Annotated in this window: 16 protein-coding genes; 6 read left to right on the top strand and 10 right to left on the bottom strand. The window is 66.3% G+C overall.

The genetic code is table 11. The features are described from left to right. Nucleotides 1-19: 19 nt before the first annotated feature. Nucleotides 20-1,444: an acyl-CoA carboxylase subunit beta gene (locus tag QOJ24_RS00555; protein ID WP_526258063.1), complete on the top strand. Its 1,425-nt coding sequence runs from the start codon at nucleotides 20-22 to the stop codon at nucleotides 1,442-1,444. A 121-nt stretch (nucleotides 1,445-1,565) separates the two neighbouring features. Then, nucleotides 1,566-1,955, top strand: coding sequence for a hemophore-related protein (locus QOJ24_RS00560; RefSeq protein ID WP_526258065.1), 390 nt, complete (start codon nucleotides 1,566-1,568; stop codon nucleotides 1,953-1,955). An 80-nt stretch (nucleotides 1,956-2,035) separates the two neighbouring features. On the opposite strand, the gene QOJ24_RS00565 is transcribed toward QOJ24_RS00560, so the two are convergent. Genes QOJ24_RS00565 through QOJ24_RS00580 form a run of 4 tightly spaced genes read right to left on the bottom strand, consistent with a single transcriptional unit; the run spans nucleotide 2,036 to nucleotide 5,077 of the window. Further along, nucleotides 2,036-2,689, bottom strand: a complete 654-nt coding sequence (locus tag QOJ24_RS00565) for a DUF3298 domain-containing protein (RefSeq protein ID WP_526258066.1) — start codon at nucleotides 2,687-2,689, stop codon at nucleotides 2,036-2,038. Continuing rightward, complete coding sequence (locus QOJ24_RS00570) at nucleotides 2,689-2,961, bottom strand: VOC family protein (protein ID WP_526258068.1); 273 nt, start codon at nucleotides 2,959-2,961, stop codon at nucleotides 2,689-2,691. The genes QOJ24_RS00565 and QOJ24_RS00570 overlap by 1 nt, the downstream gene beginning before the upstream one ends. Continuing rightward, nucleotides 2,961-4,499, bottom strand: a complete 1,539-nt coding sequence (locus QOJ24_RS00575; RefSeq protein WP_526258070.1) for a glycerol-3-phosphate dehydrogenase/oxidase — start codon at nucleotides 4,497-4,499, stop codon at nucleotides 2,961-2,963. Before QOJ24_RS00575 ends, QOJ24_RS00570 begins: the two co-directional genes overlap by 1 nt. Further along, nucleotides 4,496-5,077: a TetR/AcrR family transcriptional regulator gene (locus QOJ24_RS00580; RefSeq protein WP_526258072.1), complete on the bottom strand. Its 582-nt coding sequence runs from the start codon at nucleotides 5,075-5,077 to the stop codon at nucleotides 4,496-4,498. The genes QOJ24_RS00575 and QOJ24_RS00580 overlap by 4 nt, the downstream gene beginning before the upstream one ends. Nucleotides 5,078-5,097: 20 nt before the next feature. Here QOJ24_RS00580 and QOJ24_RS00585 point away from each other — a divergent pair, with 20 nt between their 5' ends. Together QOJ24_RS00585 and QOJ24_RS00590 are read left to right on the top strand one after the other, a co-directional pair. Then, nucleotides 5,098-6,678, top strand: a complete 1,581-nt coding sequence (locus QOJ24_RS00585; protein ID WP_526258146.1) for an FAD-binding oxidoreductase — start codon at nucleotides 5,098-5,100, stop codon at nucleotides 6,676-6,678. A gap of 17 nt (nucleotides 6,679-6,695) precedes the next feature. Then, nucleotides 6,696-7,586, top strand: a complete 891-nt coding sequence (locus QOJ24_RS00590) for a diacylglycerol kinase (protein WP_526258148.1) — start codon at nucleotides 6,696-6,698, stop codon at nucleotides 7,584-7,586. Nucleotides 7,587-7,626: 40 nt separating this feature from the next. Here the strand turns inward: QOJ24_RS00590 and QOJ24_RS00595 are convergent, their stop codons facing one another. The 5 genes from QOJ24_RS00595 to QOJ24_RS00615 form a co-directional block, all read right to left on the bottom strand. Then, a complete protein-coding gene (locus tag QOJ24_RS00595) occupies nucleotides 7,627-8,139 on the bottom strand; it encodes a DUF3145 family protein (RefSeq protein ID WP_526258074.1) in 513 nt (170 codons plus the stop codon). A gap of 108 nt (nucleotides 8,140-8,247) precedes the next feature. Beyond that, nucleotides 8,248-9,084: a serine hydrolase domain-containing protein gene (locus tag QOJ24_RS00600; RefSeq protein WP_526258076.1), complete on the bottom strand. Its 837-nt coding sequence runs from the start codon at nucleotides 9,082-9,084 to the stop codon at nucleotides 8,248-8,250. An 11-nt stretch (nucleotides 9,085-9,095) separates the two neighbouring features. Next, complete coding sequence (locus QOJ24_RS00605) at nucleotides 9,096-10,031, bottom strand: homocysteine S-methyltransferase family protein (RefSeq protein WP_526258078.1); 936 nt, start codon at nucleotides 10,029-10,031, stop codon at nucleotides 9,096-9,098. Then, nucleotides 10,028-10,750, bottom strand: a complete 723-nt coding sequence (locus tag QOJ24_RS00610; protein WP_526258080.1) for a chemotaxis protein CheY — start codon at nucleotides 10,748-10,750, stop codon at nucleotides 10,028-10,030. The genes QOJ24_RS00605 and QOJ24_RS00610 overlap by 4 nt, the downstream gene beginning before the upstream one ends. Nucleotides 10,751-10,760: 10 nt before the next feature. After that, complete coding sequence (locus tag QOJ24_RS00615) at nucleotides 10,761-11,528, bottom strand: dioxygenase family protein (protein WP_526258150.1); 768 nt, start codon at nucleotides 11,526-11,528, stop codon at nucleotides 10,761-10,763. An 80-nt stretch (nucleotides 11,529-11,608) separates the two neighbouring features. Between QOJ24_RS00615 and QOJ24_RS00620 the strand changes: the two genes are divergently transcribed. Beyond that, the gene (locus tag QOJ24_RS00620) at nucleotides 11,609-12,697 is read left to right on the top strand and encodes an S-(hydroxymethyl)mycothiol dehydrogenase (protein WP_526258082.1); all 1,089 of its coding nucleotides are present in this window, start codon (nucleotides 11,609-11,611) and stop codon (nucleotides 12,695-12,697) included. Next, a complete protein-coding gene (locus QOJ24_RS00625; RefSeq protein WP_526258083.1) occupies nucleotides 12,694-13,323 on the top strand; it encodes an MBL fold metallo-hydrolase in 630 nt (209 codons plus the stop codon). Before QOJ24_RS00620 ends, QOJ24_RS00625 begins: the two co-directional genes overlap by 4 nt. On the opposite strand, the gene QOJ24_RS00630 is transcribed toward QOJ24_RS00625, so the two are convergent. Continuing rightward, entirely contained in the window at nucleotides 13,320-13,601 is a 282-nt protein-coding gene (locus QOJ24_RS00630; RefSeq protein ID WP_526258085.1) for a winged helix-turn-helix transcriptional regulator, read from the bottom strand. The genes QOJ24_RS00625 and QOJ24_RS00630 overlap by 4 nt on opposite strands. Nucleotides 13,602-13,635: the final 34 nt, after the last annotated feature.

Here is a 13,635-nt window from a genome sequence, read left to right on the forward strand (position 1 = left end):
GCCCTTACAGGAGGTTTCGATGACAATCACGGCCCCCGAGACAGTCGGCGAATCATTGGATCCTCGTGATCCGCTGCTGCGCCTCAAGACGTTCTTCGACGACGACTGCACCCTGGAACTGCTGCACGAGCGTGACCGCTCGGGCGTGCTCGCCGCCGGAGGAACCGTCAACGGTGTCCGGACCATCGCGTTTTGCACCGATGGGACCGTGATGGGCGGCGCCATGGGCGTGGAGGGCTGTGCCCACATCGTCAACGCCTACGACACCGCCATCGAGGAGCAGAGCCCGATCATCGGAATCTGGCACTCCGGCGGTGCCCGGCTGGCCGAGGGCGTCAAGGCGCTGCACGCGGTCGGCTTGGTCTTCGAGGCGATGATCCGTGCATCCGGTTACATCCCGCAGATCTCGGTGGTCGTCGGCTTCGCCGCGGGCGGCGCCGCATACGGCCCCGCCCTGACCGACGTCATCGTGATGGCGCCGGACAGCCGGGTTTTCGTCACCGGCCCCGACATCGTGCGCAGTGTCACCGGCGAGGACGTCGACATGGCGTCGCTGGGCGGACCAGATACCCACCACAAGAAGTCCGGCGTGTGCCACATCGTCGCCGACGATGAGCTCGACGCGTACGCGCGCGGTCGCCGCCTAGTCGGATTGTTCTGCCAGCAGGGCCATTTCGACCGCACCAAGGCAGAGGCCGGTGACTCCGACCTGCACGCGCTGCTGCCCGAGTCGCCGCGTCGTGCATACGATGTGCATCCTCTCCTGGAAGCACTCCTTGACGACGACGCGCCCTTCGAAGAGTTCCAGGCCAAGTGGGCGCCGTCGATGGTGATCGGCCTCGGCCGGCTGTCGGGCCGGACGGTCGGCGTGCTGGCCAACAACCCGCTCCGACTCGGCGGCTGCCTGAACTCCGAAAGCGCCGAGAAGGCAGCACGTTTCGTGCGCCTGTGCGACGCGTTCGGCATTCCGCTTGTCGTCGTGGTCGACGTGCCCGGCTATTTGCCCGGTGTCGACCAGGAGTGGGGTGGCGTGGTGCGCCGCGGCGCCAAGCTGTTGCACGCGTTCGGCGAGGCCACCGTTCCGCGGGTCACGCTGGTGACGCGAAAGATTTACGGCGGCGCCTACATCGCGATGAACTCGCGCTCGCTCAATGCGACGAAGGTGTTCGCGTGGCCGGATGCGGAGGTCGCCGTGATGGGCGCCAAGGCCGCAGTCGGCATCCTGCACAAGAGGAGGCTGGCCGCTGCGCCTGAAGACGAGCGCGAGGCCCTGCACGAGGAGCTTGCCGCCGAGCACGAACGGATCGCCGGCGGTGTGGATTCCGCCATCGAGATCGGCGTCGTCGACGAGAAGATCGACCCGTCGCACACCCGCAGCAAGCTGACCCAGGCACTCGCCGAGGCGCCCGCACGGCGCGGGCGGCACAAGAACATCCCGCTGTAGGCCGTTTCGCGAAGTTTCCGCGAAGTTTTCGCGGTGACCTCGTTAAATCCTCGCATCCGTACTGTGGGTAGAGACCCATTGCGTCGGGGGACCATGCAGGGTCCCGACATAGGAGTGAGGAATGCAGATGTCTGGTAACACCGTGCGTCGTGGAATCGCCGGCGTTCTTGCCGCAGGAGTGCTCGGAGGAATGGCTGCTACCACCGTCGCGCTGCCGACGGCGTCCGCCGACGCCGACTGCACCGTATCGGGATTGAGCAACGCCATCGGCACGGTGGGGGCACAAACCGGCCAGTGGTTCGCCGGCCATCCTGACGCGAACAAGGCCGTCACCGAGGCAGGCCAGAGCGGTGACGCCGAGGGCGCCATTCGAAACTACTTCGTCGGGCACCAGTCCCAATGGGCCGAGCTGCAGCGTATTGCGCAACCGTTGCGTTCATTGCGCCAGCAGTGCGGCTCGAACGTGGCTCCCGCGGATATCGCTCGGCTGTACGACGCAATGGCTTCGTAGCTCTCTACAAGCTGTAGCTCCAAGACGCCGCCCGTCCTCAACGCGGGCGGCGTTTTGGCCCGGCGGCGTTCGTTATCGAGTCAGGCCTGCGTTATCCCGGTCATCGTGGGAGCGATCAGATCGGCCAGCGCGGCCCAGGACACGGTCTTGGTCTCCGGCAGCGCGATGCCGAATTGATAAGGGGCGAAATGGATCTCCAACCCCTCGGCAGTCGGGATCCAGTTCACGAAGTTCTCGGCGCGCGGCTCCGCACCGGTGAGCTCGGACAACCGGCGCAGCCCCGCCTGCTGGTCGGTGAACAGGTCGCCGAGCATGACCGGATCAGCGCTTCGGCTGTCGATCACGACGGTGCTGATGTAGGAGGTCGGGTGGACGCCGTAGTAGTGCGTACCCAGAACGAGCTGAGCCACCACGATGCTGCGAAACGTCACTTGCCCGCTGGATTCGAAGTTCCACTGTTCGCCTGGGTTGGATTCGGACTTCGCCCTGTCGATCTGTTCAGTGGCCGCGATATGACTGGCGTGGTTGAACGCCTCGACCACCGCAGGGTCTCCGCCGGAGAGTTCGGTGAACATCGCGTTCCAGTGGCCCAACCGGTCGGTGGTGGTGCCCTCGATCGAGGTCGTCTTCTCGGAGTACGTCTTTCCGCTCGATATCCCGGGGTCGGCTGCGGCAGTTGCGGCGGCGGATACCGACAGCACCGCGAGCACCGCAGCGATTGCCGCGATCCGCATCATTCGATGGCCTGGCCGATGCCGAGCATGTTGCCTTCGCTGTCGCGAAACCACGCACCTCGCTCGCCGCGGTCTTTGCTCGGATAGTTACCCGGTACGTCGACGATGTTGTCTACCATTGCCAGCCCGGGGATGCCGTTATCCTCGAACACCACACCCCGGCGGCGCAATTCGGACACCTCGGCCTCGATGTCGTCGACGTTGAACGCCATCTGGGTGAACGATCCATTTGCAGGCAGTCGCACCTCGACCCGTTCGTGAGCCAGACTCATCAAACACCTCCAGCGAGCAATTCCTCCGCCACAGTCAACACCCTGTTCCTGTCGGAGTCGACCAGCCCGATTCGGGTGCGCCGGTCGACGATATCGCCCACGCTCAGCGCGCCCTCGTGGGTGACCGCGTACTCGAATTCCGCCCGAATCACGTCGATACCGTCGGCCACCGGATCGCCTGCCCGGTCGCAGGTGGCCTTGGCGACCACGTTCGGCGCCTCGGCTCCGAACCGGGCGACCAACGACGACGGCAGGTCGGTGGGAACAGGCAGCGCCGCAACCGGATTCGACGGCGCACCGACAAGCGGTACATTTTGGGTCCTGCAGCGTCCCGCGGAGAGCCCTCGCAGCGCAACGGTTTTGTCGAGTACATCCTCGGCCATGAAGCGGTACTCGGTCAGCTTGCCGCCGATCACGCTGATCAATCCCGACGGCGATTCGACGACCGCATGGTTGCGCGACACGTCAGCCGTGCGGCCCGCTCCTGTGTCGATCAACGGCCGCAGTCCCGCGTAGGCACCGATCACGTCGTCACGGCCGAGCTTGACATTCAGCGCGGTGTTGACGGTATCGAGCAGAAAGCCGATCTCCTCCGAAGTCGGTTCGGGGACATCGGGTATCGGTCCCGGCGCGTCCTCATCCGTCAGGCCCAGATACACCCGGCCCAGCTGCTCCGGCATCGCGAAGACGAAGCGGTTCAGCTCACCCGGTATGGGAATGGTCAACGCCGCCGCCGGATTTCCGAACGTTTCGGCATCGAACACAAGATGGGTGCCACGGCTGGGTCGCAATTTGATCGAGCTATCGACCTCTCCCGCCCAAACGCCACTGGCATTGATCACGGCGCGGGCGTTCACGTCGAACGACTCACCGGTCAGCTGGTCGGTCAGCCGCACCGTGGTGCCGGTGACATCGGATGCTGCCACCCGGGTCAGGATGACCGCGCCGTGCTGAGCGGCCGTCCTGGCGACGGCGGCGACCAGGCGCGCGTCGTCGATCAACTGCCCGTCATATGCAAGCAGGCCGCCGCTGAGGCCTTCGCGCCGGACCGCGGGGACCATGTCGGCGGCCCGGCTGGCAGAGATGCGCCGAGACCGGGGCAGTGTCGACGACCGGGTACCCGCCATAGCGCGCAACGCATCCCCGGCAAGGAAGCCGGTACGCACCAGCGCTCGTTCCGCGCTGCCCATCGCGGGCAGCAAGGGAACGAGTTGAGGCATGGCGCTGACGAGATGCGGCGCGTTGCGCGTCATCAGGATTCCGCGCTCGACGGCGCTGCGCCTGGCGATGCCGACGTTGCCGGTCGCCAGGTAGCGCAGGCCGCCGTGCACGAGCTTGGAGCTCCATCGGCTCGTCCCGAAAGCCAGGTCATGCTTTTCAACGAGGGCAACCGTGAGCCCGCGGGATGCGGCGTCCAGCGCGATCCCCGTTCCGGTGATGCCACCGCCGATGACCAAGACGTCCAGCCTCTGGGTGTCGGCCAGCGCCGTCATCTCGCGTGCGCGACGAGATGCGTTGAGGGCAGCCGAATTCGTCATGGCCTGAGGTATCCGTTCAGTGTGTGGGCGAGCTCGACGGCGAGGGCGTCGGCGTCGAGGATCGGTTCGACGATCTGTGCGGACTGGATGGTCGACTGGGTTATCAGCAGGCACATGGCGGCGAGTTGACGCGGGTCCGCGGCCCGCACGCTGCCGTCCCGCTGAGCCACCTTGAGCTCGGCGGCGACCGCGTTGATGAGGATCTGCTGGCTGGTGCCGAGGCGTTCTGCGATGTAGACCATGGCCAGCTCGGGTGCGGAGTGAAACACGGACATGACGACGTCGTCGTGCCGGAGCCGTTCTGCGACACCGACGATCCGCTCGACAAGAGCTTCGCGTCCAGCGCCTCGCGACGGCACATCGCGCAGCACTCCGACGATCCGCGCGGTCAGCAGCGCCGCCAGCAGCGCCTGCGTGTCGGGCCAGCGGCGGTAGATGGTCGGCCTGCTCACGCCGGCCCGGCGGGCAATTTCTGCCAGCGTCACCCGGTCGATGCCGTAGGCGACCACGCAACTCGCCGCGGCGTCGAGAATCCGGTCGCCGACGTCGGTCGAGAGCTCATTACTGATTGACAGCATATGTAATACTGTAACGCATGATGAAGTGGGATGCATGGGGCGACCCGGAGCAGGCGAAGCCGCTCTCCGAGGGAATTCGAAATCTGCTGACACAGGCACTCGGTGTCGGGGACGTCCCGCTTCCCGAACTCGACCCCGAACAGGTCAAGCTGCGACCGTCGGCAATTTCGCCCGCTGATCGCGATGCGCTGGTCGACATCGTCGGGGCGAAGAACTGCGATGTCGACGACGGCGCCAGGCTGCTTCGCGCAGGCGGAAAGTCCACACTCGATCTGCTGCGGCGCCGCGACCCGGGAGTCCAGGACGCACCCGATGCGGTGCTGCTGCCCGGTGACGAAGACGAGGTGGCAGACATCCTGCGGCTGTGCGGGCAGCGCAGCATCGCCGTGATCCCCTTCGGCGGAGGCACCAGCGTCGTCGGCGGCCTCGATCCGCTGCGCGGTCACTTCGAGGCGGTGATCTCGCTCGATCTGCGCAGGCTGAACGAACTGCACCACCTCGACGAGGTATCTGGGGAGGCCGAGCTCGGCGCCGGCGTCACAGGACCGGCTGCCGAACGTCTGCTGGGTGAGCGGGGATTCTCGCTAGGGCACTTCCCGCAGAGCTTCCAATTCGCGACGATCGGCGGATTCGCCGCCACCAGGTCATCCGGGCAGGACTCGGCGGGCTACGGACGATTCAACGACATGGTGCGCGGTCTCCGCGCGATCACCCCTGCAGGCATTCTGGATCTCGGTCGTGCACCGGAGTCCGCGGCGGGCCCGGATCTGCGGCAGTTGTTGATCGGCTCCGAAGGGGTGTTCGGCGTCATCACCCGCGTTCGCGTGAAGGTTCACCCAGCGCCTGCCGCGACCCGGTATGAAGCCTGGTCGTTTCCCGACTTCGACACCGGCGCGGACGGCCTGCGTGCCGTCGCCCAGACCGGTACAGGGCCGACCGTGCTGCGGCTCTCCGACGAGGCCGAGACCGGCGTGAACCTCGCCACCACCGAAAACATAGGCGAGAACAGCATCACCGGGGGGTGTTTGGCGATTACGGTGTTCGAAGGCTCGGAGGAACATGTCGAGAGCAGGCATGCCGAAACCCGGGCGCTATTGAAGGCCAAGGGCGGCACGTCGCTTGGCGAGGCGCCGGCGCGCGCATGGGAGCACGGCCGCTTCAACGCGCCGTACCTGCGCGACTCGCTACTGTCGGCGGGCGCGTTGTGCGAAACGTTGGAGACGGCCACCAACTGGTCCAACATCCCCGCGCTGAAATCCGCTGTGACCGAGGCGTTGACGACCGCGCTGGCCGAAACCGGCACGCCTGCGCTTGTGCTGTGCCACATTTCGCATGTGTATCCCACCGGGGCGTCGCTCTACTTCACCGTCGTCGCCGGACAACGCGGCAACCCGATCGAGCAGTGGCGCAAAGCGAAGACCGCGGCGTCGGACGCGATGGTGCGCACCGGCGCCACGATCACGCATCACCACGCGGTCGGTGCCGATCATCGGCCGTGGATGCGCGATGAGGTAGGCGACGTCGGTGTCAAGGTGCTGCAGGCGGTCAAGGCGACACTCGATCCGGCGGGAATCCTCAACCCGGGCAAGCTGATTCCGTGACCATAGGCCGTGTCACGATGCTGACCAACCCCGCGTCGGGGCACGGCAGCGCGCCGCATGCGGCCGAACGGGCGGTGGCTCAACTGCATCGCCGCGGCGTCGACGTCGTCGCGATCGCGGGAACCGATGCCGAGCATGCCCGACGACTCGTCGACGGCGCATTGGAGCGCGGGATGGACGCACTGGTGGTCGTAGGCGGGGACGGCATCATCTCGCTTGCGCTTCAGGTGCTGGCGCAAACCGACGTTCCGCTGGCCATCATCCCGGCGGGAACCGGAAACGACCATGCGCGCGAATTTCACATTCCGACAACAGATTCCGAGGCTGCCGCCGATGTCGTCGTCGATGGCGCGGTGCAGACGGTCGACCTTGGCCGGATCAAGGGCGCCGACGGCACCGATAAATGGTTCGGCACCGTGATGGCCGCCGGCTTCGACTCGCTCGTCACCGATCGCACCAATCGGATGCGGTGGCCGCACGGCCGGATGCGATACAACGTGGCCATGGTCGCCGAGTTGTCCAAGCTGCGGCTGCTGCCGTTCAGGTTGTCCTTCGACGGCGAAGAAGTCGTCACCGATCTCACACTTGCCGCATTCGGCAACACCAGGAGCTACGGCGGGGGCATGAGGATCTGTCCGAACGCGGACCCCACCGACGGATTGCTCGACGCCACCATGGTGGCGTCCGCGTCGCGGACCAAGCTGATTCGGTTGTTTCCCACCGTGTTCAAGGGCACCCACGTCGACCTCGACGAGGTGCGCACCGCCCGTGCGCAAACGATCACCGTCGACTCCCCCGGCATCAACGCCTACGCCGACGGCGAGTACGTCTGTCCGCTGCCCGTCGAGGTGTCGGCGGTGCCTGGCGCGCTGAAAATCCTTCGGCCCGCTACCCGACTCCGCGATTGAATGTCGTCGGCTACCCGACTCCGCGATTGATTGTCGTCGGCTACCCGACTCCGCGGTTGAGCCAGGGCACCTCGCCCGTGTCGCCTCCGCTGCGATAGGGCTCGAGGGCCTCGTCCCATGCGGTGCCGAGCACCGAGTCGAGTTCGGCGACGAGCATGTCCGCCCCCTCGGACATCAGCGAGCGCATCCGCATCTCGCCGACCATCACATCGCCGTTGGCGCTCATCGCGCCGCTCCACAAGCCCAGTTGCGGGGTGTGGCAGAACCGTTGCCCGTCCACGCCTGGGCTGGGGTCCTCGGTCACCTCGAATCGCAGCACCGACCACGACCGCAGCGCGTTCGCGAGCTGCGCGCCGGTGCCGACCGGACCAACCCAATTGGTGACCGCACGCAGCTGACCGGGCATCGCCGGCTGCGCACTCCAGGTCAGATTTGCTCTGGAATGAAGGGTCGACGACAACGCCCACTCGACATGCGGGCACACGGCCGCTGGCGAGGCGTGGATGAAAACCACGCCCGTCGTTGAGTCGGCGAACTGGTTCGACGCACGCATTGCTACTCCTTCGCTCCACGAGGGACGTCTTCCCCAACGACCTGGTGAATGCGATGAGTTGAAATTGTGTCGAACGTGTCTATTGTGCCTTGTGAGGCCCCTGTTGCGCTAGTCCCCGATTTGTTTGCCGTCGAATTCGGCGATCACGGCATCAGAGAGTGCCGGCCAGGGCACGTAGGCCCAGTCGCCGAAATTGCGATCGGTGAGCGCGACAAGCGCCAGGTCACGGTCCGGATCGACCCAGATGAACGTCCCTGACTGGCCGAAATGACCGTGGGTGCGCGCCGAGTTTGCCGACCCCGTCCAGTGCGGCGACTTGGCGTCTCGAAGCTCGAAACCCAGTGCCCAATCGTTGGGCCTCTGCACCCCGAAGCCCGGCAGCACTCCTGTTAGCCCGGGGAACTGTACAGCGGTCGCCTCGGCATGCATCTCGGCAGACACCAGCACCGGTCGTAGCAGGTCACGGACGAATAACGCCAGATCGGCGACCGTAGAGGTGGCGCCATAGCCCGCTGCCTCGGCGCCGCCCTCGAGATCGCTGGACGTCATGCCAAGCGGTTCGAAGACGGCCTCGGCGAGGTAGCGGTCGAAGTCGATGCCCGCTTCACTCGCCACCGCGGCCGCGACCACGCCGAACCCGTAGTTCGAGTAGATCCGCCGCTTTCCGGGTTCTGACATCACCTGATCGTTGTGCATCGCGTAACCGGAGGCGTGGGCCAGCAGATGACGCACTGTCGAACCCGGCGGCCCTGCGGGGGTGTCGAGTTCGAGCACGCCCTCCTCGATCGCGATCTGAATGGCGCGGGCAACCAACGGCTTGGTCACCGAAGCCAGCCCGAACCTGTGCGCCACATCGCCGTGCTCGGCCAGAACACCGGACGGTCCGACCACCGCCGCGGCGGCAGTTGGGACAGGCCAGTCGGCGATCGCGTCGAGGGCAGGCATCCCGCAGGAGCCTAATTCGTCCTCCACGCCGAGACGATCGCGGCCACGTGTCGGGCATCGGTGCCGCAGCACCCGCCGAGCACCCGAACCGCAGGAACCCGATCCCGCAGCTCGGCGTGCAAGGTGCCGAGCTCGCGCGGGTCACCCTCGTCGAGTTCGGTTGCCTCGTCGAGCTCGGCGTGACTTCTCCGAGACGAGTTCGCACGCAAGCCGACGATCCTCTGCCGCCACGCCCCCTCGTCTTCGAGGGCAGGCATGAAATGCGTCGGGTGTGCGCAGTTGATCATGAAGTAGGCCGCAGCGGAATCGGTCATCGCGTCCACCTGGTCGACGGCGTCGTGCAGCGACTGGCCCGTGGGAAGCTTCCCGTCGGTCTCCACGGTGAACGAGATGGCCGACGGAATACCTGCCGCGGCAGCCGCATTCACGATGCCGACCGCCTCTGCCGCATTGGTCATCGTGATCGCGGTGACTTGGTCGGCAGAAGTGTCAGCGAAGGTGCCGATCTGTACGCGGTGATAGTCCTCGGCCTCCTCGGCCGTCATCGCGCTGTCGGGGTCGTAGCCGTCCCCGCGCGGGCCGATGCATCCGCTGACGACGGTGGGGATGCCGTCGGCCGCCCCAGTCGCGCGGATCTCCTCAGCGAGGGCGATCGCGGCCCTGTTCGCATCCTCGAGCCGCGCGGCCGAGTAGCCGAGCTGCTCGGCCCAGTCGGGGTTGGCCCGCCACGTCGGCGTTTCCATCACGAACCCCGCGGAATGTCTGCGCGCGATGTCCAGATAGCCGTTGTAGTACCGCGCCAGTCTGGCGCGGGTGTCTGGATCGGTGACTAACGGGAACGCCGCAAAACAGGGCAGGTCGATGCCGTCGTGGAAGACCAGTTCGGTTTCCAGGCCGCCGTCCGTCACGAACAGCCGGTCGCCGGCCAACTGAGGCAGGCTCGTCACGGCGCGACGCCGGTGTCGACGACGACCCCGGTGTGCACCACCCAGCGCCGCATGGACACCGTCCACGCCCGCCGGTGACTTGCGTCCACCCGGTCACCCGAACGCAGCACGAGCCGATACAGGTCACCGGCCCATTCGAGCGCAATCCGATCATCGATAACCGGCACCAGCGCGTCATCGAGAAGCCGATACCCCTGCGCGACGCGGGATTCCATCAATGCGGTCACTCCGTCGACGACCCGCCCGAGCACCGCCAGGGTCGGGTCGCCCGTACCGCTGGCCGTATCGCGCAACACCGCCGCGGCTCGCGCCGCCGTGGCCGCATCGCCCGCATCGAGTGCGGCCGCGGCTTCGAGATAGGCGAGGTAACCGCGTGCACCGACCGCCGACGCGCCGGCGAGCAGGCCTCGTGCGCGGTCAACCCAATGTTGAGCCACCGCGTCGTGTTCACCGGCGTGCCACTGCAATGCGAGAACTATCGCCTTCATCGCCGCGGCGGTGGGATCGGTACGCGCCAACCTGTCAAAGGTGCGCTCGGCCAACCGGAGCGCCTCGCTTCGGTAACCGAGGCGCCACGCGGCGACGCTGTAGGCGTCGAGGTCGTCGGTCGACATCGGCCCGATTCCGTCAGCGCGCACGAACGCGGCGTAGCTCGCGCGCCAGTCGCCGCGCAGGTGGGCAGCGCGCGCCTCGGCGAGATAGTCGAGCAGTGCGTTCATAGCACCTTCATCACACCAGTTGGATGGACCGTTTCGCCAGGCCCATCCAATAGCCGTCGATGATCTGGCCGGGTTTCTGCTGTGGATCCCCCGACGCGCCGAGTGCCACGAACAGCGGCGCGAAGTGCTCGATCGTGGGGTGCGCATACGGCATTCCCGGCGCCTTGTTCCGGAAGTCGATGAGCCCGTCGAGATCTCCGGTGGAGAACCGATCGGCGGCCCAGCTGTCGAAGTCCACCGACCATCCCGGCGGGGTGGCCGCCGGCGACGGGTCGTCCAGAAACGGAAGGCCGTGCGTGGTGAACCCCGATCCGATCGCCAGCACGTCATCGTCGCGCAACGGTTGAAGGCGTTCGCCGAGGTGCAACAGCCGTTGCGGGTCCAGCGTCGGCATCGAGATCTGAAGCACCGGGATGTCCGCGTCGGGATACATCACCGTCAGCGGAACATACGCGCCGTGGTCGAGCCTTCGGTCTGGATCGTGGGCGACGGGTTCGCCGTCGGGCATCAGCGCCTCGACCGTGGCGGCCAGGGCAGGCGCGCCAGGCGCGTCATAGGTGACGTCGTAGTAGCGCTGCGGGAAGCCCCAGAAGTCGTAGGTCAGTGGTGTCTCGACCGTGGTCGAGCCGATCGTCAGCGGCGCGGCTTCCCAATGGGCGGAGACGACAAGGATGGCTTTCGGCACAGGAAGGTCGGCGGCCCACGCTGCGAGCTGCGACACCCACCGCTCGTCGTCGACGAGCGGTGGCGCGCCGTGGCTGAGATAGAGGACCGGCATCACGCCTACAGGGTTTCACCATCGGGCCGCGGCCGTGCACCACTATCGGCTCGCCGATGTCTCCCGCTAGGGTTTGACTCATGGGTCAAACAGTGCGCGGAGTCATCTCACGAAAGAAGGGTGAACCGGTCGAGGTGGTGGATGTGGTCATCCCCGACCCCGGACCGGGCGAAGTGGTCGTCGACATTCTCGCCTGCGGGGTGTGCCATACCGATCTCACCTACCGCGAGGGCGGCATCAACGACGAGTACCCGTTCCTGCTCGGCCACGAGGCGGCGGGCACCGTCGAATCGATCGGCCCCGGCGTGACGAACGTGGAACCGGGTGACTTCGTGATCCTGAACTGGCGCGCGGTCTGCGGTCAGTGCCGCGCCTGCAAGCGCGGGCGTCCGCACCTGTGCTTCGACACGTTCAACGCCGAGCAGAAGATGACGCTGACCGACGGCACCGAGCTGACCCCGGCGCTGGGCATCGGCGCATTCGTCGACAAGACGCTGGTTCACGAGGGACAGTGCACCAAGGTCGATCCCGCGGCCGATCCGGCCGTGGCCGGGCTGCTGGGCTGTGGGGTGATGGCAGGCATCGGCGCGGCGATCAACACCGGCGCGGTGAGTCGCGACGACACCGTCGCCGTGATCGGATGCGGCGGAGTGGGTGACGCCGCCATCGCCGGTGCCCGGCTGGTCGGCGCCAAGCGGATCATCGCGGTGGACACCGACGACAAGAAGTTGAACTGGGCGCGCGAATTCGGCGCCACTCACACCATCAACGCGCGGGAGCTCGATCCAGTGGCGACGATCCAGGATCTCACTGACGGTAACGGCGCCGACGTCGTGATCGACGCCGTCGGACGGCCGGAAACGTGGAAGCAGGCGTTCTACGCCCGTGATTTGGCGGGAACGGTTGTGCTCGTTGGTGTTCCGACTCCTGACATGAAGCTGGAGATGCCACTGGTCGACTTCTTCTCGCGCGGTGGTGCGCTGAAGTCCTCGTGGTACGGCGACTGCCTGCCCGAGCGCGACTTCCCCACCCTGATCAGCCTGTACCTGCAGGGCAGGCTGCCTCTGGAGAAATTCGTCTCCGAACGCATCGGTCTCGACGACATAGAGGACGCTTTCCACAAGATGCATGCAGGCGAGGTGCTGCGCTCAGTGGTGGTGATGAAATGAACGGCGGACCGATACAGCGGCTCGTCACCCACGGCACGTTCGAACTCGACGGCGGCAGTTGGGAAGTCGACAACAACATCTGGATTGTCGGCGATGAGAACGACGTGGTGGTGTTCGACGCCGCCCACGACGCAGGGCCGATCGTCAGCGCGGTGGGAGACCGCAACGTAGTCGCGGTCATCTGCACCCACGGCCACAACGACCACGTCACGGTGGCACCCGAGCTCGGTGATGCGCTGGACGCTCCTGTGCTGTTACATCCCGCCGACGACGTGCTGTGGCGGATGACCCACCCCGACAAAGACTTCCGAGCAATCGACGAAAACGAGACGATCAGCGTCGCCGGTACTGAGCTGCGTGCGCTGCACACACCGGGTCACTCACCCGGGTCAGTCTGCTGGTACGCACCAGAGCTGGGCGCGGTGTTCAGCGGCGACACGCTGTTCGAAGGCGGACCCGGCGCTACCGGCAGGTCGTACTCCGACTTCCCGACGATCCTGGAGTCGATCGCGGGCAAGCTGGGCAAGCTGCCCGGCGAAACCGTCGTCTACACCGGCCACGGCGACTCCACCACCGTCGGCGACGAGATCGTGCACTACGACGAGTGGGTGGCCCGCGGCAGCTAGCCTTTCGGGCCAGGCCCCGACGCGGTGGCCCATTGGTCCGACCAGCTTTGGAGACTGACGAGGGTCTTCATCAGGCTTTTACCGCTCTCACTGAGTCGATAGCCGCCGTCCTCGTGATCGACGGTTCCGAGCTCGCGTAGGTCTTTCAACCGTGCGTTGAGCGAGCCGGGGTTGGATTCGCACGCCTCCTGAAGGGCGCGAAAAGTCAATGGGCCGTCGCGAAGTTCCCACAACACACGGAGCGCTCCACGGCGACCCAGCACGTCGAGAACCACCATGATTGGTCGCCCCGTGGACGATCCACGTGCCGGT

This window comes from Mycobacterium sp., from assembly GCF_032159775.1.
Lineage (GTDB): Bacteria > Actinomycetota > Actinomycetes > Mycobacteriales > Mycobacteriaceae > Mycobacterium.

Bases quoted from the DNA above. Each gene is read 5' to 3' on its own strand.
- QOJ24_RS00580 (WP_526258072.1), bottom strand. From the start codon at position 5,077: ATGCTGTCAATCAGTAATGAGCTCTCGACCGACGTCGGCGACCGGATT.
- QOJ24_RS00595 (WP_526258074.1), bottom strand. From the start codon at position 8,139: ATGCGTGCGTCGAACCAGTTCGCCGACTCAACGACGGGCGTGGTTTTC.
- QOJ24_RS00585 (WP_526258146.1), top strand. From the start codon at position 5,098: ATGAAGTGGGATGCATGGGGCGACCCGGAGCAGGCGAAGCCGCTCTCC.
- QOJ24_RS00565 (WP_526258066.1), bottom strand. From the start codon at position 2,689: ATGCGGATCGCGGCAATCGCTGCGGTGCTCGCGGTGCTGTCGGTATCC.
- QOJ24_RS00625 (WP_526258083.1), top strand. From the start codon at position 12,694: ATGAACGGCGGACCGATACAGCGGCTCGTCACCCACGGCACGTTCGAA.
- QOJ24_RS00575 (WP_526258070.1), bottom strand. From the start codon at position 4,499: ATGACGAATTCGGCTGCCCTCAACGCATCTCGTCGCGCACGCGAGATG.
- QOJ24_RS00600 (WP_526258076.1), bottom strand. From the start codon at position 9,084: ATGCCTGCCCTCGACGCGATCGCCGACTGGCCTGTCCCAACTGCCGCC.
- QOJ24_RS00590 (WP_526258148.1), top strand. From the start codon at position 6,696: ATGCTGACCAACCCCGCGTCGGGGCACGGCAGCGCGCCGCATGCGGCC.
- QOJ24_RS00610 (WP_526258080.1), bottom strand. From the start codon at position 10,750: ATGAACGCACTGCTCGACTATCTCGCCGAGGCGCGCGCTGCCCACCTG.
- QOJ24_RS00620 (WP_526258082.1), top strand. From the start codon at position 11,609: ATGGGTCAAACAGTGCGCGGAGTCATCTCACGAAAGAAGGGTGAACCG.
- QOJ24_RS00630 (WP_526258085.1), bottom strand. From the start codon at position 13,601: ATGGTGGTTCTCGACGTGCTGGGTCGCCGTGGAGCGCTCCGTGTGTTG.
- QOJ24_RS00555 (WP_526258063.1), top strand. From the start codon at position 20: ATGACAATCACGGCCCCCGAGACAGTCGGCGAATCATTGGATCCTCGT.
- QOJ24_RS00560 (WP_526258065.1), top strand. From the start codon at position 1,566: ATGCAGATGTCTGGTAACACCGTGCGTCGTGGAATCGCCGGCGTTCTT.
- QOJ24_RS00570 (WP_526258068.1), bottom strand. From the start codon at position 2,961: ATGAGTCTGGCTCACGAACGGGTCGAGGTGCGACTGCCTGCAAATGGA.
- QOJ24_RS00615 (WP_526258150.1), bottom strand. From the start codon at position 11,528: ATGCCGGTCCTCTATCTCAGCCACGGCGCGCCACCGCTCGTCGACGAC.